This window comes from Microvirga mediterraneensis (genome assembly GCF_013520865.1).
Classification (GTDB): domain Bacteria; phylum Pseudomonadota; class Alphaproteobacteria; order Rhizobiales; family Beijerinckiaceae; genus Microvirga; species Microvirga mediterraneensis.
Map to the genome: position 1 here is coordinate 4,037,480 of NZ_JACDXJ010000001.1, position 23,982 is coordinate 4,061,461.

26 protein-coding genes are annotated in these 23,982 nt (G+C 65.6%); 13 read left to right on the forward strand and 13 right to left on the reverse strand.

The window, feature by feature from the left end; translation table 11 throughout:
* Positions 1-124 precede the first annotated feature (124 nt).
* On the forward strand, positions 125-1,036 hold the full coding sequence (locus H0S73_RS19140) for an MBL fold metallo-hydrolase (RefSeq protein ID WP_181053639.1): 912 nt from the start codon (positions 125-127) through the stop codon (positions 1,034-1,036).
* A gap of 135 nt (positions 1,037-1,171) precedes the next feature.
* Here H0S73_RS19140 and H0S73_RS19145 read toward each other — a convergent pair whose 3' ends face one another.
* From H0S73_RS19145 to H0S73_RS19155, 3 genes are read right to left on the reverse strand one after another with little or no spacing between them, the layout of a single operon-like run.
* Positions 1,172-1,951 carry a DUF1499 domain-containing protein gene (locus H0S73_RS19145; protein ID WP_181053640.1) on the reverse strand — a complete coding sequence of 260 codons (780 nt, stop codon included), beginning with the start codon at positions 1,949-1,951 and terminating at the stop codon, positions 1,172-1,174.
* A complete protein-coding gene (locus H0S73_RS19150) occupies positions 1,951-3,033 on the reverse strand; it encodes a M48 family metallopeptidase (protein ID WP_181053641.1) in 1,083 nt (360 codons plus the stop codon). The genes H0S73_RS19145 and H0S73_RS19150 overlap by 1 nt, the downstream gene beginning before the upstream one ends.
* An 8-nt stretch (positions 3,034-3,041) precedes the next feature.
* Complete coding sequence (locus tag H0S73_RS19155) at positions 3,042-4,292, reverse strand: YjgN family protein (protein WP_246389092.1); 1,251 nt, start codon at positions 4,290-4,292, stop codon at positions 3,042-3,044.
* Between the two features lie 199 nt (positions 4,293-4,491).
* On the opposite strand from H0S73_RS19155, the gene H0S73_RS19160 reads away from it, so the two are divergent.
* From H0S73_RS19160 to H0S73_RS19170, 3 genes are all read left to right on the forward strand, one after another.
* On the forward strand, positions 4,492-4,980 hold the full coding sequence (locus H0S73_RS19160; RefSeq protein WP_181053642.1) for a MarR family winged helix-turn-helix transcriptional regulator: 489 nt from the start codon (positions 4,492-4,494) through the stop codon (positions 4,978-4,980).
* Positions 4,981-4,987: 7 nt separating this feature from the next.
* Positions 4,988-5,833, forward strand: a complete 846-nt coding sequence (locus tag H0S73_RS19165; protein WP_181053643.1) for a patatin-like phospholipase family protein — start codon at positions 4,988-4,990, stop codon at positions 5,831-5,833.
* A gap of 227 nt (positions 5,834-6,060) precedes the next feature.
* A complete protein-coding gene (locus tag H0S73_RS19170; protein ID WP_181053644.1) occupies positions 6,061-6,249 on the forward strand; it encodes a hypothetical protein in 189 nt (62 codons plus the stop codon).
* Positions 6,250-6,311: 62 nt separating this feature from the next.
* On the opposite strand, the gene H0S73_RS19175 is transcribed toward H0S73_RS19170, so the two are convergent.
* Positions 6,312-6,899, reverse strand: a complete 588-nt coding sequence (locus H0S73_RS19175; RefSeq protein ID WP_181053645.1) for a L,D-transpeptidase — start codon at positions 6,897-6,899, stop codon at positions 6,312-6,314.
* A 195-nt stretch (positions 6,900-7,094) separates the two neighbouring features.
* Between H0S73_RS19175 and H0S73_RS19180 the strand changes: the two genes are divergently transcribed.
* Entirely contained in the window at positions 7,095-8,036 is a 942-nt protein-coding gene (locus H0S73_RS19180) for a histone deacetylase family protein (protein WP_181053646.1), read from the forward strand.
* A 247-nt stretch (positions 8,037-8,283) separates the two neighbouring features.
* Here H0S73_RS19180 and ribB read toward each other — a convergent pair whose 3' ends face one another.
* The 7 genes from ribB to H0S73_RS19215 all read right to left on the reverse strand — a co-directional run bounded on the left by ribB (position 8,284) and on the right by H0S73_RS19215 (position 15,306).
* On the reverse strand, positions 8,284-9,573 hold the full coding sequence (ribB, locus tag H0S73_RS19185; protein ID WP_181053647.1) for a 3,4-dihydroxy-2-butanone-4-phosphate synthase: 1,290 nt from the start codon (positions 9,571-9,573) through the stop codon (positions 8,284-8,286).
* Between the two features lie 203 nt (positions 9,574-9,776).
* Positions 9,777-10,892: a chorismate synthase gene (gene aroC / locus H0S73_RS19190; protein WP_181053648.1), complete on the reverse strand. Its 1,116-nt coding sequence runs from the start codon at positions 10,890-10,892 to the stop codon at positions 9,777-9,779.
* A gap of 582 nt (positions 10,893-11,474) precedes the next feature.
* Positions 11,475-11,894, reverse strand: a complete 420-nt coding sequence (locus tag H0S73_RS19195) for a hypothetical protein (protein ID WP_181053649.1) — start codon at positions 11,892-11,894, stop codon at positions 11,475-11,477.
* Between the two features lie 48 nt (positions 11,895-11,942).
* Positions 11,943-12,536: a histidine phosphatase family protein gene (locus H0S73_RS19200; protein ID WP_181053650.1), complete on the reverse strand. Its 594-nt coding sequence runs from the start codon at positions 12,534-12,536 to the stop codon at positions 11,943-11,945.
* A gap of 22 nt (positions 12,537-12,558) precedes the next feature.
* On the reverse strand, positions 12,559-13,383 hold the full coding sequence (fabI, locus tag H0S73_RS19205) for an enoyl-ACP reductase FabI (RefSeq protein WP_181053651.1): 825 nt from the start codon (positions 13,381-13,383) through the stop codon (positions 12,559-12,561).
* A gap of 345 nt (positions 13,384-13,728) precedes the next feature.
* Positions 13,729-14,682 carry a DnaJ C-terminal domain-containing protein gene (locus H0S73_RS19210; protein WP_181053652.1) on the reverse strand — a complete coding sequence of 318 codons (954 nt, stop codon included), beginning with the start codon at positions 14,680-14,682 and terminating at the stop codon, positions 13,729-13,731.
* A gap of 198 nt (positions 14,683-14,880) precedes the next feature.
* Positions 14,881-15,306, reverse strand: a complete 426-nt coding sequence (locus tag H0S73_RS19215) for an RT0821/Lpp0805 family surface protein (RefSeq protein ID WP_181053653.1) — start codon at positions 15,304-15,306, stop codon at positions 14,881-14,883.
* 98 nt (positions 15,307-15,404) lie between these two features.
* Between H0S73_RS19215 and pdxH the strand changes: the two genes are divergently transcribed.
* The 3 genes from pdxH to H0S73_RS19230 all read left to right on the forward strand — a co-directional run bounded on the left by pdxH (position 15,405) and on the right by H0S73_RS19230 (position 17,276).
* Positions 15,405-16,013 carry a pyridoxamine 5'-phosphate oxidase gene (gene pdxH / locus H0S73_RS19220; protein ID WP_181053654.1) on the forward strand — a complete coding sequence of 203 codons (609 nt, stop codon included), beginning with the start codon at positions 15,405-15,407 and terminating at the stop codon, positions 16,011-16,013.
* Positions 16,014-16,107: 94 nt separating this feature from the next.
* Positions 16,108-16,830 (forward strand): SDR family NAD(P)-dependent oxidoreductase, encoded by a 723-nt coding sequence (locus H0S73_RS19225; protein ID WP_181054391.1) that lies wholly within the window; start codon positions 16,108-16,110, stop codon positions 16,828-16,830.
* An 11-nt stretch (positions 16,831-16,841) separates the two neighbouring features.
* Positions 16,842-17,276, forward strand: coding sequence for a hypothetical protein (locus H0S73_RS19230; protein WP_181053655.1), 435 nt, complete (start codon positions 16,842-16,844; stop codon positions 17,274-17,276).
* 23 nt (positions 17,277-17,299) lie between these two features.
* Here the strand turns inward: H0S73_RS19230 and H0S73_RS19235 are convergent, their stop codons facing one another.
* Both H0S73_RS19235 and H0S73_RS19240 read right to left on the reverse strand, forming a co-directional pair.
* A complete protein-coding gene (locus H0S73_RS19235; protein WP_181053656.1) occupies positions 17,300-19,279 on the reverse strand; it encodes an acyltransferase family protein in 1,980 nt (659 codons plus the stop codon).
* Between the two features lie 178 nt (positions 19,280-19,457).
* Positions 19,458-20,525 (reverse strand): citrate synthase/methylcitrate synthase, encoded by a 1,068-nt coding sequence (locus H0S73_RS19240; RefSeq protein ID WP_181053657.1) that lies wholly within the window; start codon positions 20,523-20,525, stop codon positions 19,458-19,460.
* Between the two features lie 74 nt (positions 20,526-20,599).
* On the opposite strand from H0S73_RS19240, the gene H0S73_RS19245 reads away from it, so the two are divergent.
* From H0S73_RS19245 to H0S73_RS19270, 5 genes are all read left to right on the forward strand, one after another.
* On the forward strand, positions 20,600-21,733 hold the full coding sequence (locus H0S73_RS19245; RefSeq protein WP_181053658.1) for a citrate synthase family protein: 1,134 nt from the start codon (positions 20,600-20,602) through the stop codon (positions 21,731-21,733).
* A gap of 166 nt (positions 21,734-21,899) precedes the next feature.
* Positions 21,900-22,289: an NUDIX hydrolase gene (locus H0S73_RS19255; protein WP_343058415.1), complete on the forward strand. Its 390-nt coding sequence runs from the start codon at positions 21,900-21,902 to the stop codon at positions 22,287-22,289.
* A complete protein-coding gene (locus tag H0S73_RS19260) occupies positions 22,286-22,861 on the forward strand; it encodes a TIGR02301 family protein (protein ID WP_181053659.1) in 576 nt (191 codons plus the stop codon). Before H0S73_RS19255 ends, H0S73_RS19260 begins: the two co-directional genes overlap by 4 nt.
* Before the next feature lie 395 nt (positions 22,862-23,256).
* The gene (locus tag H0S73_RS19265; protein ID WP_181053660.1) at positions 23,257-23,520 is read left to right on the forward strand and encodes a hypothetical protein; all 264 of its coding nucleotides are present in this window, start codon (positions 23,257-23,259) and stop codon (positions 23,518-23,520) included.
* A gap of 16 nt (positions 23,521-23,536) precedes the next feature.
* Positions 23,537-23,932 (forward strand): VOC family protein, encoded by a 396-nt coding sequence (locus H0S73_RS19270; RefSeq protein WP_181053661.1) that lies wholly within the window; start codon positions 23,537-23,539, stop codon positions 23,930-23,932.
* Positions 23,933-23,982: the final 50 nt, after the last annotated feature.

Here is a 23,982-nt window from a genome sequence, read left to right on the forward strand (position 1 = left end):
TTCGGGCATTTGCCGCTGCTGTGGACACGCAACGGCCCCATATCCGATCCAAAACCCAGGTCCACTTTTCCGCACGATGCGCTAGGAAGCGCCGGATGCCTATCGCCTCCCTGAGGATTCCTGCATGGCCGACGATCTCACCTTCGACATCCGCGCTCCGGCCCAATCGGGCGAATGCGTGCGCGTGAGCCCCCTCGTACGCAGAACCGTCGCCCGAAATCCGGGGCCCATCACGTTCACCGGAACCTGCAGCTACATCGTCGGTTCGGGGAACGTGGCCCTCATCGATCCCGGCCCCGATGTGCCCGGCCATATCGAGACCCTTCTCGACGCGGTGAGGGGCGAGACCGTGACCCACATCCTCGTCACGCACACCCACAAGGACCACTCGCCGGCTGCTCGCGCCCTCCAAGCCGCCACGGGAGCCGAGATCGTCGGCTGCGCGCCTCATCACAGCGCCCGCCCCCTGTTCTCGGGCGAGGTCAATTCGCTGGAAGCGAGCTCCGACAAGGATTACACGCCCGATCGCGAACTGCGTGAGGGCGACGCGGTCGAAGGTCCCGGCTGGACCCTGGAGGCGCTCGCGACGCCCGGACACATGGCGAACCACCTCGCCTTCGTTCTGCCCGAGGAGAAGGCGCTTTTCTCCGGCGACCACGTGATGGCCTGGTCCACGACCGTGATCGCGCCCCCCGACGGATCGATGAGCGCCTTCATGGACTCGCTCGACAAGCTGAAGGGTCGCGAGGAAACGCTCTACTGGCCCGGCCATGGAGGCCCCGTGCAGGAACCGCAGCGGTTCGTGCGGGCCCTCATCCATCACCGGCGCCAGCGCGAGGCCTCGATCCTCAACCGGCTCAAGGCCGGCGACCGGACGATCCCCGAGATCGTGGCGGCGATCTACCAGGGCCTGAACCCGGCCTTGGTCGGAGCCGCGGGGCTCTCGGTCTTCGCCCATCTGGAAGATCTTGTCGCCAAGGGACAGGCAAGCGTCGAGGGCCTGCCGGCCCTGGACAGCGAGTACCGGCCCGCCTGATTAGAGCCTCGGACCCAAAAGTGGACACCACTTTTGGGATTCATCCGATGCTCCAACTCTTGGCTGGCGCATCGGAAAGACCGGAAAACCGGGTCCACTTTTCGCTGACGCGGCCCTCCGAGTCCGTCCGATGCGCTAGCGCACCGCGATCGCCAGGTTCGAGGCCTCTTCGAGGAAGGCGCGGATATAGCCCGCATTGGCCCCCAGATCGTGGCTGCCGAAGCGGGAGGCGGAGCGGATGTCGATGCGCGTGCCATCGACGCGCGGGCGCACCCGCACCGTGATGTCGCTCGGCATCTTGAGCAGGCGGGAACGGTCGACCGCCTCCAGCCGTCCCAGGCCGATGCGCCCGCCGGGCGGCACGGCCTCGATCACCTGCCAGCCCAGATTGTGGGCGGCCTTCTCCACGATGGCGAAGGCCTCCTCCGGGCCGATATCCAGCGTGAGCGGCGCGATCTGCACATAGGCGGCCCGCTGCATCTCCCGCGCTTCCGGCGCAACATCGGGCGGGATACGCCCGTCACGGGCCGCCAGGGCGGCGCGCGAGCGGGAAAAGCCCGGCGGATCGTCCGTGTCGGTGCTGACATCGGTGATCGGCGGCAGGGTGGCGGCCTTGAGCGCCATGAAGCCCGGATAGGCGAGAACGAGCGCCGCGATGAGCAGCCCCTTGACGGCACTGCCCAGCCCCCGGCGCCCCTCCTGCCAGATGCGGACGAAGCTCAGCAAGGACATGGCGACCGCCACGAGCGCGATCGCAATGCCTGCGCCGAGCGCGATGAAGCCCGATGGATAATCGATTCGGCCGAAGCGGATGAGCAGCGTTGCGAGCAAAGTCACGACGAGCGCGAACGATGCCAGGGCGGGAGACCATTTCGCCGGGCGGGAGACCGGTTCTTCGATGATGAGACGGCGCATCAGGTCGTCTTACAAATCTCTTTGAGCGCGCGCCACTCCTCTTGGCTGAGAAGCGGCTCGCCTTGTTGGGACGGTACCTGTTTTTCCAAAGCTTTCAGCCGTTGATCGGTAACCGGGTGGGTAGACAGAAAAGCCGGAATGTTGAAATCGTTCCCGCCTTCCCCATCATCCTTGCCTTCGATGCGTTTGAGCAACAGGGCCATGGGATGGGCGGGGCGCCCCAGAGCCGTCATCGTTTGTCCCGCAAAACCGTCCGCGGCGGCTTCAGCCTCGCGGGAATAGGCGCTGTCGACGAGATAGCGGCTGACGAAAACGATAGCGCCGCCCCCCGTCACGTCGCCGAACAGGAGACCGAGCAGATAAGAGGTCCCGCCGGCCTGGATCATCTTGCGAAGACCGTCCCGGTGCGCGACATGGCCCATCTCATGGGCCAGCACGCCTGCGATCTCGTCGGGGGCTTCGGCTTTGTCGAGAAGGGCGCTGAACAGGTAGATCCGGCCGCCGGGCAGGGCGATGGCATTGGGAACCTTGGATTCGAGCACCGCGATATCGACATCGACCGGTAGATCCCCATTCCTCATCAGCCGGGCCCTCAGCGTCTTCATCGCCGCGAGACCACGCGGCTCCTCGCAGATCTTGCCGCTGAAGATCGCCCGCACCTGATTGTCCACAGCCTTTCCCAGGTGCTGCTCATAAGATGCCGGGATGAGCGGCGTCAGGCGCTCCGCCAGGATCGGAAGCAGATAGAAGACGCACAGAAGGATCGAGGCCGCTGCGGAGATCGACCAGAACAGGATTTGACCGGTCCGCTCCCGGCCGTGGCCGGTCTCGAGATGGCGGCAATGGAGCCGGATGGTCTCCTGATCGGCCGCATCGGTGACGTCGAGCCGGGCGAGCGGCGGCCCGCTCTCGCAGGTCAGTCGCAGTGTGCCGTCGGGCGCATCCTTGCGCCGCACGTTGCCGACGGGCCAGGAAGCGATCCATTCGGATCCGTCATGAATGTCGAGACTGGATGCGCTGACCTTCAGGACGACCGGCCTGCGACGGGCGCTCTCCCCATCATAGAACACCGCATCCGTCATGATTTACCTCATATGCCGACGTTGAAGTCGAGCGCGTCAGCAAGGCCTTCGCCGAGCAATCCGGCCGGCTGCCCCGCCGCCACGACGGCATCGATCGAATGAAGGTTTGCGACCGTCGTCGTCGTGACGACGGCTGCCCACAGGCCGCGTACGAGGAAGTAGCGTTGAAGGACGCCAAAACCAAGCAGGAACACGAGATAGGCTATGGCGATCAGGGTGCCGAGGCTGAACGTCGCCACGGTTACCTCGCCGCTCTTCAGCGCTGCCATGGTGTCCTGAAGGAACATCCCGGCCACGACAGTGGCAATGCCGACCAGAGCGGAAAATGCGACCGCGAACCCGATGGAGGAGAAGATCAGTTTGAAGAACAGACCATAAAACGTGCCAAGTCGAAGTTTACTCGCAATGGACACGTCGCCGAAGCGCAGACCGTCGATATGCCAGCGCGTGAAGATCGCCATTGCAAGCGGAAGGAGGACCACGCCGGCAATGAACAGCACCAGAGCCCCTAAAATTGCGAGACCCGCGCGAGTTGTCGAATAGTGAGGAAAGAACATTATGGCGGCCGGGGACGTACCCAGAATTGCGAGAGCGATCCCCACGACGAGCGCGACCAATCCCAAAACCCAGATCCACCATCCGCGTTTGAACAGCGACCAGCCCGTCCCGGCGAAGCCGCCTTGTACGCTGCCGAAATAGGTGTGGCGCATCCGGTAGCGCTCCAGGGAGGCCGTCGCCCATGGCAGAGCGAGGCCGAGCGTCAGAAAGGTTGCGATATCCCACAGGATCGCACGACCGGCATAAGCCCAGCCCGATCCCTTCATCCAGAAGCGGATCCCACGGAACATCGTCCGGCTTGCCCGGTACTTGCGGGCGCGATAGCTGCCGAAATGGGCCAGCACATACATGACGAGGACCAGCGGTACGCTGGCGAAGGCATACCGCTCCTCGGCCATGAAAGTGAGAATGGCGTAGGCGATGTAGATCGGCCCGAGCACCGCCAGGGCGATCAGGAAGCCGATCAGCAGCTCCTTCGCCGTCCCCGTATACTCGAACGACTCTCCCTCGACCTGCGTATTCGCCCAGAGATGGCGCCGCAGCTTGGTGATCATCCAGAACCGATAAAATCCGAAGGTCGGGATCTGGAACAGGCTTCCGGCGATCAGGAGTTTCAGAAAATCGCGCCCGCGCCCGGAGAAGGCCATGGGAGAAGCCTGAGGAGCGGAAAGACGGAAGCCAGGGTCGTACGAGGTCGTCATGGTTATCGGCCTTCTCGGAAGAGACAGCCATGCGTAACACAATGTTGAAACTTTAGAACGCGACTAGGCGATCGCCCTTTCGGTATCCACGGGAATTGCGCACAACGGAGAGCACGACCGGCCGCCTGCCGTTTCACAGGGGTGACGGCGTGAACGGTTTGAATATAAACTATCCGCTTGCACCTGGAGCCCTAAGCCTTTGACGTCTCTCTCGCCAGCCCCTGCTCCCGTCGAGACCGCCGATCCTCTGCGGATCTGGTTTCGCTTCATCCGCCTGAACCGCCGGGCGACCAATGCGGTCGCCGCGGAGCTGAAGGAATTGGGCCTGTCGATTCCGCAGTTCGACCTGCTCTCCACGCTCACGGAACGCGAGGGCATGAGCCAGCAGGAGCTGGCGGAGCGGCTCTACGTCACCAAGGGCAACGTCTCGGGACTGCTCGACCGCATGGTCGAAGCAGGCCTTGTCGAGCGGCGCTCGATCCCCGGCGACCGGCGATCCAATGCCCTGTACCTGACCGCGAAAGGCCGCGACCTCGCGAATCGCGGGATCGCCGCGCAGCGGGCCTATGTGATGCGCACGCTCGGGACGCTTCCGTCTCAGGACCTGGCCGACCTCGAGCGCATCGTCCTGGCCTGGCGCGACAAAGCACGGGCCGAGGAAGCCGCTTCCGGCCCCAAACCCCGATAAGGTCTCGATGTTCGACGCGGTAGCCTTCGCGGGCGGCGGCAACCGCTGCTACTGGCAGGGCGGCTTCTGGGAGGCGGCCGCTCCCCTGCTCGGCCTGAAGCCCGAAATGGTCGTCGGCGTGAGCGCGGGCGCTTGGTCGGCCTGCTACAGCCTTCTCGGGCTCGGCCGTCGGGTGAACGAAATGGTGGCGGAGGGCTGCAGCCTGGGGCGCCGCAATTTCGAATGGCGCGCCTGGCGCAGCGAAGGCTCGCCCTGGCCGGTCTCGCTCATGTACCGCAGTCTGATCGAGGCGATCATCGACGAAACCGCCCTGGCACACCTGAAGCAGGGTCCGAACACCCTGATCGGGCTCGCCCGCAAGCCACGCCGCCTGCCCCTGTCGGTCGCCATTCCGCTGGGCATCGCGACCTATCAGATCGAGAAGAAATGGCATTCCCCGGTTCATCCGCGCGGCGGCAGGGCCCTGGGATTCCGCCCGGAATTCGTCCAGGTGCGGGATCTGGCCTCGCCCGCGGAACTCTCGGCCGCCCTGATGGCGAGCGCCAGCGTACCGCCCTTCATGCCGGTCGGCCGCATCGGCGGCATGGCGGCCCTGGATGGCGGGCTCGTGGACAACGTGCCGACGGAACCCCTCCTCCCGGTCGAAGAGCAGGGCGGCAGGACGCTCGTCATTCTCTCGCGCCTCTACCGCGCTTTCCCGAAGGTGAAGGGCCGCACCTACATCCAGCCCTCCGAACCCGTCCCGGTCGGGCAGTTCGACATCACCAACCCGGCGGGGATCCGCAAGGCCTACGAGATGGGATTGAGGGATGGAGAAGCCTTCGCAAGGGGTGCGGGCGCGCACCGCGTCTAATGCCGTCCGACTGTAGAAGGTTCAATGGAAGGCTCGTTGATGACCGCGGGGCGGTGTTCGTCTGCGAATTTCTTCAGAATGTTGCACCGTTAAGGATTGATTCAGCTTGAAAAGTTCATCTGCTGCCAAGCCAGCACATGATCACAGGTCTGCCCCAAAGCGGTCACAGGCGAGCGGATCATAAAACGCAGGTTGAGCCAACAGCCTCAATATTCCGGAGAGGATCCATGACCCAACAGGTTTCAGAGCAGAACATCCGAACGGGCGAACAGAACGCCGCCCGCTCCATTCCGGCCTTCAAGGCCGTCGCGCTACCGGCCCTCGCGGCAGCCGTCCAGGCAGCCAAGCCGCAGCAGAACCCGCCGAAGACGTCCGATCTTCCGGCGTTCCTTCGCAAGGAAGCCATGCTGGACTGACCGGCCTGCAAAACAAAAAGAGCGCCCACGAGGCGCTCTTTTCATATCCGATGGCGCTCGCCTTATCGGACGATGACCTTGGTGTTGAGCGCGACGCGGTTGTAGAGGTCGATCACGTCGATGTTGCGCATCCGGATGCAGCCCGAGGACACCGCGTGGCCGATCTTCTCCGGCTCGTTGGTGCCGTGGATGCGATAGAGCGTGTCCTTGTTGCCCTCGTAGAGATAGAGCGCCCGCGCGCCGAGCGGATTGGCCGGGCCGCCCTTCGTGTACTGGACATGGGGCCAGCGCGCCTTCATCTCGGCCGGTGGGTTCCAGTCCGGCCATTCCGCCTTGCGGGCGATGCTGGCCGTGCCGGTCCAACCATAGGCCTCATCGCCGACGGCGACGCCGTAGCGGATCGCCTTCTTGTTGGGCTGCACGTAGTAGAGCTGCCGCTCCTTGGTATCGACCACGATGGTGCCCGGGGCCTCGCCCGTGGGATCGTCGATCATGTAGCGGCCGTAACGCGGGTCGTCCTCCGCCGTCGGAACCTGCGCCATCCATTCGGTGTCGCGGGCCGAGACCTGAGGGTCCGGAACGCCTTTGAAATTACAGCCGGCGAGGGCCGTGATCATTGCCAAAAGAAGGGGCAGACGGGAAAGGCGCATTGTGTAAAGCTCTGCAAGCTCGGCTCGGGCCAAGACGGAGGTCCGTTTCAGCCGGGTTATAGACCGGAAGGTCGGCAAATCGAATCGAAACACACCATGGCACGGCTACGCATCAAAGAGTGTTGCATCGCAACAACATAGACAGCCGCTCATGCCACTGCGACACTCCCGGCGGCCCTTTACGCAAGAATGCACATGTCCACGCTTTACATCACCCATCCGGCCTGCCTCGAACACCAGACGCCGATGGGACACCCTGAACGGCCCGACCGCATCCGCGCCATCGAGCGTGCGCTGGAAAAGGAGCGGTTCACCTCGCTCGTCCGCGAGCAGGCGCCGATGGCCGAGATGGAGAGCCTGACCCTCGCCCATCCCCGAGACTACATCGTCCGGCTGCGGGATATCAGCCCCCGAGAAGGGTTAGTCAGGATTGACGAGGACACGGTGATGTCGCCGGGCACCTACGAGGCGGCGCTGCGAGGCGCCGGCGGGGCCGTGCTGGCCGTGGACGAGGTCATGTCCGGCCGGGCCACCAACGCCTTCGTGGCCATGCGCCCGCCCGGGCACCATGCGGAACGCACGCGGGCCATGGGCTTCTGCTTCTTCAACAACGCGGCCATCGCGGCCCGCCACGCCCAGAAGCGCCATGGCGCCGAGCGCATCGCGATCTTCGACTGGGACGTGCACCACGGCAACGGTACGCAGGACATCTTCTGGTCGGATGCCAGCGTGCTCTATTGCTCGACCCACGAGGCCCCCCTGTATCCCGGGACCGGTGCCCTGTCCGAGACCGGCGAGTACGACACCATCGTCAACGCGCCGCTCAACGCGGGCGACGGCAGCGAGGCGTTCCGGGAAGCGGTCGAAACCGCGATCCTGCCCCGGATCCACGATTTCGCCCCCGACCTGATCGTCATCTCGGCGGGCTTCGACGCCCATTGGCGCGATCCGCTCGCGAGCCTGAACCTGATGGAATCTGACTTCGCCTGGGCGACCCAGAAGCTGATGGCCCTGGCCGAGCGCCATTGCGGCCAGCGGATCGTTTCGGTTCTCGAAGGCGGCTACGACCTCGAGGGCCTGTCGAGATCGACGGCCTTCCACCTCGACGCCCTCATGGGTCGCGAGACGGGGGTGTGAGCGAGGTGGCGTGAACCACTGCCGCCATGGCCAGCTTCGTCCTGGCCATCCCAGTTCGGTGAAGCACCAACGCTGTCATCCCCGGCGGTCCACAGGACCGGGAAGGGGATCAACGATCAAGCGCGTCACGATGGTTTCCCTTCCCCTCCGCTTCGCTCCGGCCGGGAATGACACCCAGAGTGCTTCATGCAATCGAGATCACCGGCACAAGGCCGGTGATGACGTGAAGAGGCCGAGAGAACTCACCTCAACACTCGATGGGCTCTTCACCGAGCAGCTCGATCCCGAAGCCGGAGAGGCCCACATAGGACCGGCTCGACGTCGCGAGATTGCGGATCGACGCGACGCCGAGATCCCGCAGGATCTGTGCGCCGAGGCCGATCTCGCGCCATTGGCTGGACCGCATCGCTTCGGACTCCGTCTCGTCGCTGTCGGAGAACGAGGTCGTCGGCACGCCGGCGGTGCCGTCGCGCAGGTAGACGAGGACGCCCCGGCCCTCCTTGACGAAGCGCTGGAGGGCCGCGTTCACGGTCTTGCCGCCCTCGAACACGTCGGTGAGCGCATTGGCCCGGTGCAGGCGCACGGGAATGTTCGTGCCGTCGCCGATGCGGCCATGGACGAGCGCGATGTGCTGCACACTGTCGAACGGCGTCGAATAGGCATAGCCCGTGAACGAACCCCATTGCGTCTCGACCGGGAAGGTGGCGATCCGCTCGACGAGCTTCTCCCGCGCCTGACGGTAGGCGATGAGGTCGGCGACCGAGATGCGTTTGAGCGCGTGCTGCTCGGCGAAGGCGTCGATCTGCGGCCCCTTCATGACCGTGCCATCGTCGTTGGCGAGCTCGCAGATCACGCCGACGGGCGGCAGGTTCGCGAGCTTGCAGAGGTCGACGGCGGCCTCCGTGTGGCCGGAGCGCATGAGCACGCCGCCATCCTTGGCGATCAGCGGGAAGACATGGCCGGGGCGCACGAAATCGGCCGCACCCATGTTGTTGTTGGCGAGCGCCCGCACCGTGTTCGAGCGCTGCTCGGCGGAGATGCCGGTGGTCAGCCCGTGCTTCACGTCCACCGTGACGGTGAACGCCGTGCCGAGCGGAGCGTCGTTCGACTGGACCATCGGGTCGAGCCGCAGGCGTCGGGCCTCCGCAACGGTAAGCGGCGCGCAGACGATCCCGCAGGTGTTGCGGATGATGAAGGCCATCTTCTCCGGCGTGCAGAGCGAGGCGGCGACGATGAGGTCGCCCTCGTTCTCGCGGTCGTCGTCGTCGGTCACGATGACGATCTCACCACGGGCGAAAGCCTCGATGGCTTCGGTAACGGAGTGGGACATCCATGTCTCCTTGGCGGATTCGGGCAGGAAATCGTTGGGTGTGACGGCCCCGCGCGTTTCGCGGGCGATCACTTCGGCGGTGTCGCGGGACAGCCAGGCGTGGTCCGAATTGCACATCTGGGTGATGGCCCCGGGCGTCACGCCAATCCGGCGCGCGAACGCGACGCGCGACACACCGTTGCGGGACAACCAGTCAGCCAGTTTCATGAAGCTGAATTAGCCGAGGCGTGGATTTTAGTAAAACTAAAATTTGCAATGGAGGCTTTGCAAAAACCGCCTGAAATGGAGGGCGGGAACCAGCGAGCCCTCCTCGTCGCCACCGGCCTTGTGCCGGTGATCCCGATGGCCTGTAGCGCCGCCCCCCCTATCGAGATGGCCGGCACGAGGCCGGCCATGACGTCGAGGAGGCCTCAGCCCTCGAACGGCCAGGACGGCCCCTGCCCCACCTGGCCGCGATGGCGCAGGAGGTGATCGGCCAGGACGCAGGCGACCATCGCCTCGCCGACCGGCACCGCCCGGATGCCCACGCAGGGGTCGTGCCGCCCCTTGGTCCGCACCTCGGCCTCGCCGCCCGTGCGGGTGACGCTCGACCGGGGGGTGAGGATCGACGAGGTCGGCTTCACGGCGAAGCGGCACACCACGGGCTGGCCGGTGGAGATGCCGCCGAGCACGCCGCCGGCATGGTTCGACAGGAAGGTCGGCGCCCCCTGATTGCCGGGGCGCATCTCGTCCGCGTTCTCCTCGCCGCGCAAAGCTGCCGCCGCGAAGCCGTCGCCGATCTCCACGCCCTTGACCGCGTTGATGGACATCAGCGCCGAGGCGAGGTCGGAATCGAGCTTGCCGTAGATCGGCGCGCCGAGACCCGCCGGAACGCCCTCGGCCACGATCTCCAGGACCGCCCCGATGGAGGAGCCGTCCTTGCGCAGGCCGTCGAGATATTCCTCGTAGAACTGGGCCGCCTTCGCATCCGGGCAGAAGAACGGATTGCGCGCCACCTCGTCCCAATCCCAGTTGTTCCGGTCGATGGCATGCGGCCCCATCTGGACGAGCGCGCCGCGGATGGTGATGCCCGGCAGTACCTTTCGGGCGATGGCGCCCGCGGCCACGCGGGCGGCGGTCTCGCGGGCCGAGGAGCGCCCGCCGCCGCGATAGTCGCGGATGCCGTATTTCACGTCGTAGGTGAAATCCGCATGCCCCGGCCGGTAGGAATTCTTGATCTCAGAGTAGTCCTTGGAGCGCTGGTCCACGTTCTCGATCAGGAGCGCGATCGGCGTCCCGGTCGTCACCTGCCGTCCCGTGCGCTCGTCGATGAAGACACCCGACAGGATCTTGACCTGGTCCGGCTCCTGGCGCTGGGTCGTGAAGCGCGACTGACCCGGACGGCGGCGGTCGAGCTCCGCCTGGATCTCGGCGGCCTCGAGCGGGATCATGGGCGGGCAGCCATCGACCACGCAGCCCAGGGCAGGCCCATGGCTTTCGCCGAAGGTGGTGACACGGAACAGGTGGCCGAACGTATTGTGGGACATGGCGCTTCTTCGATGTTCAGCGCGTCTTAAAACCAAAGCGCCCCGGTGTCACGCGCGATGCAATGCCGGTTTTCAAAGAGCCAGCACCTTTGGGCCCGCAGCGTGCGCTGCGAGCCTGAAGGTCAGTCGAGGGAGGGTGCGGTGTGTCGCCCGGCTCGCTGTGAGGGTGAGAGTGGAAGAGCCGGACGGCGCCTCGCACGCGGTTCTTTTCAGGTGGACCAGCTGGGGAGCGCCCAAGGTCGACCTCCCGCGACCACAGGCGTGCGAGGCCTGCGGCGGGACCGCCTCCCGCCCCGCACTGGCTGACGCCTCGCGAGCGCGCCCCTCGGCGGGCGGGAATACGAACGATATAGCCGAGCTTGTCCGCCCTGTCAAGAACAAAGTGAGAACATGCCATCCGCCCGACGATCCCTCCTCCTGAGGAGCAGCGCAGCGGCGTCCCGAAGGATCGTCCAGGGCTCTCCAGCTCCTCCTTCGCGACGCCACGGCGTGGCGCCTCAGGATGAGGGTGGAGGAATGTAAGGAAGACGTGAATGGCCGCAGCATGTGCGGCCATGACATAGAAGAACGCCCATCCGCACCTCACCGATAGGGATAGCAATCGGCGCGGTTGAGGGTGAGGCCGAAATGGTGGCCCAGAGCGGCGATAGCCTCCTCGTGCTCCAGGTAGGGATCGCTGTTCTCGGGACCGACGATGATGATCCTGAAGCCCGGGTCGCGCCGGCCCTCCGGCGGCAGCATGGCGGTGACGAGGGTCTTGCCCTCCGCATCCCTCAGAGTCAGGAACAGGGGCATCATGCGCTGCACGTGGGCTTTGAGGCCGATATTCCGCTCGATAAAGGGAGAGGAGGCCGACTGATAGCCGTTCGCCGCAGCCTCCCAGGCATTGCGGAAATGCTTCTCGACCGCGTGGTGCATGGCGTCGGATTCGAGCGCGGCCTCGCCTTCCGTCTCGATCCGGAACCAGGTCTTCGCCCCCGGCGCATCGCAGATATATTGCATGTCCTGACAACGCGGCAGCGCGGCGAAGGTTGGCCCCGCGCGCTCCCGTCACACCCAGCGGTAGCTGCGCCCTTCGATCATGAGCACCCGGCCCTGCCAGATGTCCATGCTGGCGGCCTGACGGGAGTTCACCCCGCAGCAGATCGCGAGGAAAGCCCGGGCGACGCCGCCATGGGCGACGATCACCGTGTCGCGGGTGAGATCGTCCAGGATCGGGCGGACGCGCTCGACCAGCATGGCGTAGCTCTCGCCCCCGCCGGGGGGCGCGTAATGCCATTTGTCCTGCTCGCGCAGGGCCGCGAGCGACGGCTCGGCCTTGCGGACCTCTTTCCAGGTCATGCCCTCCCAGGACCCGAAGGTCAGCTCGACCAAGCGGTCGTCGAGCTTGTAGGCTTCAGGATGCAGGCCGAGGGTCCTGCGCAGGATCTCCATGGTCTCGCGGGTGCGGGTCATGGGGCTCGCCACATAGGCGAGGTCCTCCACATGCGGCGCGAGCGCCTGGAGCTTGCGGCCGGCCTCTTCGGCCTGGACGCGCCCGACATCGTTGAGCGGAATGTCCTTCTGGCCCTGGAGCCTGCCCTCCAGATTCCAGTCCGTCTCGCCATGGCGAATGAAATAGATCGTGGGGCGGGACGCGATCACTGCGGAATCCGATACGCTGGAACTAATCTTTGTCGAGGGAGAGATCCGGCGCTTCCGGGTTCTTCATGCCGACCACGTGGTAGCCCGCATCCACATGCAGGATCTCGCCGGTCATGCCGCGCGACATGTCGGACACGAGATAGGCGGCGGTCTCACCGACCTCCTCGATGGTGACCGTGCGGCGCAGGGGCGAGTTGTACTCGTTCCACTTCAGAATGTAGCGGAAATCGCCGATGCCGGAGGCGGCCAGCGTCTTGATCGGTCCCGCCGAGATCGCGTTGACGCGGATGTTCTTGGGGCCGAGATCGGCCGCCAGGTAGCGCACCGACGCCTCGAGCGCCGCCTTGGCCACGCCCATGACGTTGTAGTGCGGCATCCACTTCTCGGCGCCGTAATAGGTGAGCGTCAGCAGCGAGCCGCCGTCGTTCATGAGCTTCTCGGCGCGCTGGGCGATGGCCGTGAAGGAATAGCAGGAGATCAGGAGCGACTTGGTGAAGTTGCCCTCGGAGGTCTCGACATAGCGGCCGGTGAGCTCGTCCTTGTCGGAGAAGGCGATGCAATGGATCACGAAGTCGATGGAGCCCCAGAGGCGCTTCACTTCCTCGAACACGGCGTCGATGGTGGCGCCGTCCGTCACGTCGCAATGGCCGACCACATGGGCGTCGAGTTCCTTTGCGAGAGGCTCGACGCGCTTCTTCAGGGCATCGCCCTGATAGGTGAAGGCGAGTTCCGCTCCGTGCTGGCGGGCCGCCTGAGCAATGCCCCAGGCGATCGAACGGTTGTTCGCCACGCCCATCACCAAGCCACGCTTACCGGCCAGAATGCCGGTGGCCTTTGTCTCCGCCATGATTCACCTAGATCGTCACTGGACAGCTCAAGAAAGAACGGCCTCTTTAGCCGACCGAGCGACCACGGGGAAGCCCTCTTGAGCCAGCCGTTCGGACAATCGCGCCGTTCTTGAGACATTCTCTCGATGTCATCACCGGGCTCGTCCCGGTGATCCCGATTGGAAAGGCACGACGCTTCACCGGATCGGGATGGGCGGCGCAAGGCCGGCCATGACGTGAGTGGGTGTCATTCCCGGCCGAAGAGCAGCGAAGGGGAAGGGAATCCACGATCAGGCGCAACGCCATGGATCCCCTTCCCGGTCCTTAAGGACCGCCGGGGATGACACCGGCTCGTGAGGCCGACCCTACTTCGCGTTGGCCGAGCGGCGCTTGCGGGCATATTCCATCAGGTCTTCGTCCACGACCTCGGGCAGCCTGATCTCCGTGGTCACGAAGAGGTCGCCGTGGCCGGACTTGGTGGGCAGGCCCTTGCCGCGCAGGCGGAAGGTGCGGCCGGAATTGGTCATGGGCGGGATCTTCATCTCGACCGAGCCGGTCAGGGTCGGCACCCGCACGGTGCCACCGAGGATCGCTTCCTCGATTTCGACCGGAAGCCGCAGGCGCAGGTCCGAGCCCTCGGGCGTGAAGCGCTCGTGGGGGGCAAAATTGATCGTGAGCAGCGCATCGCCCGGATCGATCCCGGGGGCGCCCTGCCCCAGACCGCGCAGGCGGATCACCTGGCCGTTGCTCACGCCCTTGGGGATCACCACGTCCACGTCGCGGCCGGTGGAGAGCCTGATGCGCTTCTTGGCCTCCTGGGCCACGTCCTCCAGGGTCACGGTCAGGGTGGCGGCCACGTCCTCGCCCTTCTGGGAGCGGGCACGGCCCTGGCGCGGAGTTTCGCCGCCGGAGCGGAAAGCCTCGGCGAAGAACTGGGAGAAGACGTCCTCGCCCGGATCGGCGCCGAAATGGCTCCGGCTCGAGCGGCGGGAGCCGCCGCCGAAGCCGGAGAAGCCGCTGAAACCGGCAAAATCCTCCGGCCGCGCGCCGCCGCGTCCGCCACCGCCGCCGAACCCCTCGAACCCTTGGAAGCGCGGCTTGCCCTCCGCGTCGATCTCGCCCCGGTCGAACTGGGCGCGCTTTCCGGCATCGCCGAGGATCTCGTAGGCGGCATTCGCCTCGGCGAACTTGTCCTTCGCCTTGGGATCGTCCTTGTTGCTGTCGGGATGATAGGTCTTGGCGAGCTTGCGGAACGCCTTCTTGATCTCCGCTTCGCTCGCCGAGCGGGATACGCCTAGAACGTCGTAGGGGTTTCGCATCGTGGATTCCATGAACCGTCAGATTGGGAGCTTAGAGCATCGGGCCCGAAAAGTGGCCTTGCACTTTCGGGATCCGATCCGATGCTCGTCTTCAGAGCTGAGGCATCGTCCGGACCCGGAGGATGCCCCGGGGCTCAACGGGTTTGACGGTCATATGGGCGAAGTGTTGCGCCTTTGCAACGCCTTTGCCCGTAAGAGCTAGACCTTGGCCGAGGCCTTGAGGGGCTTGACGTCCTTGATCGCCCAGTCGCCCCCGGAGGGCCGGCAGGCCGTTCCGTGCAGGGAGGAAGACGAGGGACCGTTCAGATGGGCCGAGAAGGCGCGGCAGATCTCGTCGTTCTTCACGAAAGGCGCGCCCATGGGCGTGAAGGTGCCTTTCATGGTCGTGGCGGGATTGTCCCAGGACACCTGGGTGCCGGGTCCCTGCGGATCGAGCGCGACGGCCAGGGCCGCCTTGGCCCGGCGCCAGTCCTCCTGGTCGAGGTCGGCGGACAAGGGGGTATCGGTCCGGGCCGTGATGGTGCCGGTGGATTTCGGCTCCTCGTCGTCGAGAGCCGAGAGGCCGAAGGAGAAGCTGCATGCGCTCGTGGACAGGGCGACAAGGCCGACGACCAACAGCTTCATGGCTTCGCTCCGGACAACATCTGATCTATAACGGCGCGCATTGATCCACGTCACGCGTCGGATCCCCCAGAACCAAAAGTCACAGTACGAGATAACCATTGAACCCGTTAACAACCGGTGACTTCACTGAATCGGAAGAGCCCTTCGCCCTCTTCAAAACCTGGCTCGCGGAGGCCGAGGCCTCGGAGCCGAACGACCCCAACGCCATGGCGCTGGCGACCGTCGACGAGACCGGGCTGCCGAACGTCCGCATGGTGCTGCTGAAGGGCTTCGACGAGAACGGCTTCGTGTTCTACACCAACACGGAATCGAACAAGGGCCGCGAGCTGCTGGGCCAGAAGAAGGCGGCCCTCGTCCTTCACTGGAAGAGCCTGCGCCGTCAGGTGCGGGCCCGGGGCCCCGTGACCGTCGTCAGCGACGCGGAAGCGGACACCTACTTCCAGAGCCGTCCCCGCGACAGCCGCATCGGCGCCTGGGCGAGCCAGCAGTCGCGTCCGCTGGAAAGCCGCTTCGCCCTCGAAAAGGCGGTGGCGCTCAACACGGCGAAATACGCCATCGGCGAGGTGCCGCGCCCGCCCTACTGGACGGGCTTCCGCATCGCGCCTGTCTCCATCGAGTTCTGGCAGGACAAGCCGTTCCGCCTTCACGACCGCGTCGTCTTCACCCGCGACGGCGAGGGCTGGCGGAAAGTGCGGCTTTATCCGTGATCCCATAGACCTCAGCCCTGAACTGGGATAGGGGTCTGCCCCCTCTCGGAAAGAAACCCAGATGTCCGCATCGCCCAGCAATTCCCGCCGCATCATGCTGCTCACCGGCGCCAGCCGGGGGATCGGGCATGCGACCGTCAAGCGCTTCTCGGCGGCCGGGTGGCGGGTCATCACCTGCTCGCGGCACGGCTTTCCGGAAAACTGCCCCTGGGAGATGGGACCGGAGGATCACCTCCAGGTCGATCTCGCCGATGCGCAGGACACCCACCGCGCCATCGCCGAGGTGAAGGAGCGGCTCGCCGCCGAGGGCGGCTGCCTCCATGCGTTGGTGAACAACGCGGGCATCTCCCCCAAGGGACCGGGCGGCTCGCGGCTGGACGCCATCCACACCACCCACGACGATTGGCTGCGCGTGTTCCAGGTGAACTTCTTCGCCTCGATCATGCTGGCCCGCGGGTTGCAGGACGAACTCACCAAGGCCAAGGGCTCGGTAGTGAACGTGACCTCCATCGCGGGCTCCCGCGTCCATCCCTTCGCGGGCGCGGCCTATGCCACGTCCAAGGCGGCGCTGGCGGCGCTGACCCGCGAGATGGCGGCCGATTTCGGGCCGCTGGGCGTTCGCGTCAACGCGATCTCCCCGGGCGAGATCGACACCTCGATCCTCTCGCCCGGCACGGAGAAGATCGTCGAGCAATTGCCGATGCGCCGCCTCGGCACCCCCGACGAGGTCGCCAAGGCGATCTATTTCCTCTGCACGGACGCGAGCTCCTACGTGACCGGCGCGGAACTGCACATCAACGGCGGCCAGCACGTCTAGGCGGGTGATCCATGCTCCTGCGGTCTGCCGAACCCAGAGATGGCAAATGCACATCCCTGCTTGCAGCCGCTCTGGTCCTTGGCTCGGCGCTGACGGTCCATAGCCAGGAAGTTCCCGAGAAAAATCCATTCGCCGCCCCGGACATGCAGCCGTCGTACCGGGCTAAATGCCATGAAGTCCGTGAACTGACCAAAGATCGCGAAACCGGCGCGACCCGGGTCGATTTCAGCGTGACGGGTCCCCTCGCCCTCGTGCATTTCGACGGGACCCTCGCCTATCTCGGCCTATGCGGCACCGCGCCCGACCCGAAGGTCCTCTGCGTCACCTACCAGACCAACGACATGAAGGTCGGCGACGTGGTGACTATCGCGGGCGGCTACAGCCGCCCGAACCCGGATTTCATCGTCCTGGACCCATGCCTCGCGCGACGGCCGGAGGAGCCGTAAGGGCACGCATTTCGCGGTCCGGCCTAATCGAGGCGCACGTCGAGCGACAGCTCGCTCCGGAAGGCGTGGCTCAGGGTTCTGGCGAATGTGGCCGTCAGATGATGGCGGTCCCGATAGACCAAGATGCCGCCGATCACGGTCGGGCACCGCTCGGAATCGCATAGATATTTCGTGAGATCGAGCACAGGACGCTTCAGTTCCCGGGCGGTCGTGAGAACGGGATCCTTTCTGAAGACATCATCCCGTGTCGGCGCGCAGTCGACGCTCCGGTTCCCGCTCGTGGCCAGACATTTGTCCGCATCGAACTTGAGCCAGGGCGTCGACCTTATGGCGCGCACATCGAGCCCCATGGCCGTGAGCCGCGACCACGCCTCCGCCATGCCCTTCAGGACCGTCTCGGGATAGGCCGGCGACTGCGCGATCAGGACCAGATCGGGCCGCTCGCGCTCAAGCCAGGCGATCACGTTCTTCGACCATTCGAGACATTCGGTATAAAGGCGCTTGAAGGGGGGATGGTAGAATGCCTCCAGCGAGAACAGGCATGCGGACTTCGACAAGCCGTGGAATTGGATCGAGCCCTTACGCGCGAGTTCCTCGAAGGCGGGATAGAAATGGCCCGCGTGTGAATCCCCGATCATGACGATCTTCATCCTGGCGGCCCGATTGCCGTAAGTGCATGTCAGGACTTCCGTCTTACGCTGATCCTGGTGGCATTTGGTCTTGTAGATGGACGGCACGTCCGCTTTCACGTGCTCGGGCCTTGGGATGAAGTTGGCGAGATCCTCGTTCCGCCAATCGTAGCGGGGATCGATCATCGCCCGTATTCCGGGCCGGTCCGTCCCTGAAGCGACCTGTCCCGGTTCCTGTCCGCTCGCCACGAGATAACCCGCCCCGAGCGCAAGGGTCGCCGCCACGCAGGCCGCCCCCGTGGCTATCGTTCTTCCAATCGGGATGAGGCCCGACCTGAAACGATCCTCGACGAACACCTTGCTGACATGGGCAAGGCCGCAAGAAGCAAAGAGGATCAGAGCACCGGCCGCAAGACCTGGATTGCGTTCCGTCACCTCCGCATAGACGACAATAAGGGGCCAGTGCCAGAGGTAGAGCGAATAGGATATGTCGCCGAGATACTGAAACGGCCTGGAGTTCAAAAGGATGCGGCCGGACCAGGCCTCCTGCGCGCCGCTTGAGGTGATAACGGCCGCTGCGGCCAGAGTTGGGAGCAGCGCCGCATAACCCGGAAATTGCGTGTTCTCGTCGAAAGCGAGGCTCGCGGCCACGATCCCGAGGATGCCGACCAGCCCCAGTACGGCCCGCAGAGGATCGGAGACCCGTCCGGGAGCAAGGAAAACAGCCAAGGCGCCGCCGAGCGCCAGCTCCCAGGCCCGGGTCGTGGTCGCGAAATAGGCGGTGCCAGGGTCGAGGGGCGTGAGATAGACGGAATAGGCGAGAGAGCCGGCTCCCACGGCAGTGAAGATCCAGCCGAAAGCCTTGCGGGCCTCCACGCCTGCCTTGCGCGCGGCGACGAGCATGGGAAACAGGATCAGAGGCCAGATGATGTAATATTGCTCTTCGACGGACAGGGACCAGAAATGATTCATGGGTCCTTTCGTGTCGCCCGCTAGGTAATCCACGGCTTGAGCCGCCAGGAACCAGTTCTGGACATAGGCCGCGCTGGCGACGATGCCGCTGACGATGTCCGGCCATTGTCCCTTCGGGAAGAGCGGGATGCTCAGCGCGACTGCGACGGACACCACGGTCGCAGCCGGTAGCAGGCGCCGGATGCGGCGGGCATAGAACCGCAGGATATCGATCCTGCCTTCGGCCTTGAACTCCTTGAAGAGGGAGCCGGTGATCAGAAAACCCGAAATGACGAAGAAGACGTCGACGCCGACGTAACCGCCAGGCAGTATTTCAGGCCAGACATGATAGACCAATACGGACAGGACGGCGATGGCCCGAAGTCCCTGCACCTCTTTGATGACTTGATGAGAAGGATGCATGATGCCCTGCAGGTCCGGCAGGGCTTTCTGCGTCTGCCAGATCCTGTCGGCTGATACTCACGATCGTTTTCGATGGCAAGCCGGATAGGTCACTCTCTGGCCGCGCACATCGACCCTAAGGGCGCGCGAGGGACGGGACTCGACAATACCCGGCGCAGACCCTCGCGCCTGCCTCGGTTCAAGCCGCCTCGGCGGGCCAGGCTCCGACATAGCGCGATTGCGGCCGGATGATGCGGCCGACCTTCTCCTGCTCGATGTCGTGGGCCACCCAGCCCGCCGTGCGGCCGGCGGCGAAGAGGGGCGTGAAGCCCTCGCGCGGGACGCCCAGGGCGTCGAGCAGGATCGCCGTATAGAACTCCACGTTGGTGTCTAGCCGGCGGCCGGGCTTGCGGCGCTCCAGCACCTTCAGGGCCGTCACCTCCACGGCTTCGGCGAAGGCGATGCGGTCGCTGCGTCCCTTCAGCCGGCCGACGGCGGCCATGAGCACGTCCGCCCGCGGGTCGCGCACCCGGTAGATGCGGTGGCCGAAGCCCATGAGGCGCTCGCCCCTGGCCATGGCGTCGTCGAGCCAGGCTTCCGCATTCTCGATGGAGCCGATCGCATCGAGCATGTCGAGCACCGGACCGGGCGCGCCGCCGTGGAGCGGCCCCTTCAGGGCGCAGAGACCGGCCACCACCGAGGACAGGATTCCCGCCTGGGTCGAGGCGACCACGCGCGCCGTGAAGGTCGAGGCGTTGAGCCCGTGGTCGATCACCGTCACGAGATAGGTATCGAGCCCCTGCGCCTCGTCCGACGCCACGGGCGCGTCGCGCATCATGCGCAGGATATCGGCCGCGTGTCCCGCACGGGCGTCGGGCTCCACAGGCGCGAGGCCTTGAGCCCCGCGCACCGCCATGGCGGCGGCAACGCCAGCCGCCCCTACGGCGAGAACGGGATGATCCTCCTCCGCATCAGGCAGGCTCGACAGCAGCAGCCGCATCCCCTCGACCGGAGTGAGGCCCGTCAGCCGGTCGGCCAGGCGCGCGAGATGCCGGTAGGCCCTGACCCGTGCCCTGCCGAGAAGCGCGCGCGGATCGGCGACATTCGGGACAAGGCCGGTCCAGAGCATCGCCACCACGTCCTCGAAGGACACGTGGCCCGCCAGTTCTTCCAGGTCGTGCCCGCAGATGATCAGGCGCCCTGCCTCGCCGTCCACATGGCTGAGGGCGGTCTCGGCCGCCACGACGTCGTCAAGTCCGATACTCATGAACTGTCTCCTTCATCGGGGCAGCTTCACGCCGGTCTTGCGCAACGGTCAATCTTGAATCAACATATCAACATATGGGCGCTCCATCTTTTGACCTCGCATCGGCCGAAGAGGCCTCGTCGCGCCTCGGCATCAGCCGGGCGAGCCTCTATGCCTATGTGAGCCGGGGTCTGATCCGCTCCTTCTCGTCTCCGCACGATCCCCGCCAGCGGCTCTATGCGATCGAGGACCTGGAGGCCCTGGTAGAGCGCAAGGCGCGCTTCCGCCGCCCCGCCGTCGCGGCAGCGACCGCCCTCGATTGGGGCCTGCCGGTGCTGGAAACGACCATCGCCCAGATCAAGGACGGCCGCCTCTTCTATCGCGGGCAGGACGCCATCGCCCTGGCCGGAACCGCCACCCTCGAGGATGCCGCCAGAATCCTGGTCGGCTCCCTGCGCGCGGATGCTTTCCTCGAATCCTCCCGTATCCCCGCCCCCCTGCCCGCCCCGGCCTTCGGCCTCCATGGTTTCGTCACCCAGGCGGTCCGCCTTCTGTCGGAACCGGCCCCGAAGGAGGCCAGGGCCGCGGAAGTGGCCGCGATCCTGCGCCTGACGGCTGCCGCCGCCAGCGGCGCCGACCCGGGCATCGCGCCGCTCCATCGGCACCTGGCCGCCGCCTGGAAAGCTTCGCCGCAGGCAAGCGATGCGATCCGGCGCGCCCTCGTTCTCTGCGCCGACCATGAACTCAGCTCGTCCACCTTCGCCGTTCGGGTCACCGCCTCGACCGGCGCCTCCCTGCGCCATGCGGTGATCGCCGGGCTCGTCGCCTTGAGCGGGCCCTATCATGGCGGCATGACGGAGCGGGTCCGGGCCTTCCTGGACGATCCCGCGAGGGCTCCCCGGCCCGGCTTCCGGCACCGCCTCTACCCGGAGGGCGACCCCAGGGCTCAGGCCCTCTTGGAAAACGTACCGCTCCTGGCCTCGGACGCCACGACCCTGAAGATCCTGGCGGACGCGTCCGGCGGCAGCCCCGGCATCGACGTCGCCCTCGTCATGATGGAGCGGGCCTACGGACTGCCGGTTGGAGCGGCGTTTGCGATCTTCGCGATCGGGCGAACGGCCGGATGGCTCGCCCATGCCGTCGAGCAGCGCAGCCAGGCAGCCCTGATCCGCCCCCGGGCCCGCTACGTGGCGGCCGATGACCCACCGCCCCGAAACCCCCCCTCATGACCTCCGACCGCCTCTATCCCGCCCGCCCGATCCTCGCCGCCTCCGTGGCGGTGCTCCGGGACGGGCGCATCCTGCTCGCCGCTCGCGGCAAGCCCGAGCATCGGACCTAAAAGTGGACTTGCACTTTTGGGTTTCATCCGATGCTCTACTCCTTGAAGAGCGCATCGTGAGGGCGGAAAACCGGACCCACTTTTCCGCACGATGCGCTGGTGAAGGCCTGTTCTCGCTCCCCGGCGGCATGGTCGAGACCGGCGAGACCCTGGGCGAGGCCGCTCTTCGGGAACTTCGTGAGGAGGTCGGGGTTGAGGCCAAGCTTATCGGCTTGATCGCCCCGGTCGAATTCATTGAAAGGGACGAGAAAGGCCATATAAAGCATCACGTCGTCATCGCCGCCCACGCTGCCCGCTGGGTTTCGGGCGAGCCCCAGACAGGTCCGGAAGCAAAGGAAATCCGTTGGGTCACGGAACGGGACATCGCCGATCTGCCGATGACGGCAGGCCTCACGGGGATTCTGAAGCAGGCCTTCGGGCTCGCGGGCGAGGCTTCATCCACATGAAGCGCTCCGGCCTTCTGCTCGCCCTTCCGGCCCTGCTGCTTGCGGTAGCGCAGCCCGCGCAGGCTCAGAGCTTCTTCGAGCGGCTGTTCGGCGTTCCGCCACGGCCGCAGCCGGGCCAGCCCGTCCCGCAGCAGCAATACCGCCCCGCGCCGCAATATCGACAGCAGCAGCCGCAGCAACAGCAGCGGCGCCCACAGCCGCAGCAATCGCAGAAACCCTCCAGCCAGCCGCAGCAGCAGGCGGAGCCCGCTCCGGCGGTCGAGCCGCCGCCCGCCCCTTACGAGAAGGAATTGCTGCGCCTTGCGGAGATCATGGGATCGCTTGCCCTGCTGCGCCCTCTCTGCAGCGCGTCCGACGGCCCTGAATGGAGCCGCCGCATGCAGGTTCTGCTCGAGGCGGAAGGGACGACGCCCGGCCGCCGTGAGCGTCTCGCGGGGGCCTACAACAAGGGCTACCAGGCCTACGCCCTCACCTACCGGGTCTGCACCCCGTCGGCCCAGGAGGCCTCCGTGCGCTTCCTGAGCGAAGGCGAGCATCTCGCCCGCAACATCACCGGCCGCTACGGCGGGTGAGCGGAAGCAAAGGCGGACTTTCCTCATAGCGCCCGATCCAGGGTGTCCGGTCGGGTATTGATCTCCAGTGTCATTCCCGGCCGAAGCGCAGCGGAGGAGAAGGGAATCCATGATCAGGCGCAGCGCGATGGATCCCCTTCCCTCGCATTCGGCTTGGCCTGAGGATGACAGCGAAGCGCGTTCCTCGGCGTTGTGCGTCACGGTGGCAGGATGGCCATGTTCATGCACGGGTGGCCCTGCGCGGCCAGTGTTGCACCGGCGCCTCTTATCCACATTTTTCGGGAAATCCCCTCTCGCGTTAACCTCCTTGCAAGGTGATGCTGGCGGCGGGTCGGCGCGACGTCTAGAAATGATTCAACCGAACTCGCGCGCCGCCCCTCAAAGGGGCCTGGATCATGAACGACAACAACGTCCCTCTCGACGAGCTGCCCGAACTCAGCGCCCTCAAGCAGGCGGCCCTGAGCTATGTGACCGAGGCCTTCGCCGAGGCCGAGCTCGACGGGCTCGACGGCGATTGCATGGCGCAGGCCGCCCTGTTCGCGGCCTTCACCGAACTCGTCGCCACCTATGGCGAGGATGCCGTTGCGGAATACGCGGCGACGCTCGCCGACAAGATCCGCGGTGGCGCCTTCTCCATGGTGGGCGCGCTGAAGCATTGAGGGCATCGGCTCGGCCATGAAGAAAGGCACCACCCTGCGGGTTGCTCGACCGACGGATCGGCTCGACGACGTCGTGCGCTTCTATCGTGATGGTCTGGGCCTGGAGATCATCGCCGCTTTCGACCAACATGACGGCTTCGATGGCCGGATGCTGGGCCATCCGCAGGCCCCCTGGCATCTCGAATTCACGCAGCACCGCGACCATGCGGCCGGGAGCGCTCCGACACAGGACAACCTGCTCGTCTTCTATCTGCCCGATCGCGCGGAATGGGAAGCCGCGGTACAGCGGATGCGGGACAATGGATATGCGCCAGTCCCCTCCTTCAATCCTTATTGGGATCGCGAGGGCATCACCTTCGAAGATCCCGACGGCTATCGCGTCGTGCTGCAGAACATGGACTGGGTGAAGTAGAGTCGTCGCACTGTCATTCCGGGGCGGCTTGTTACAACCAAGCCCGAATG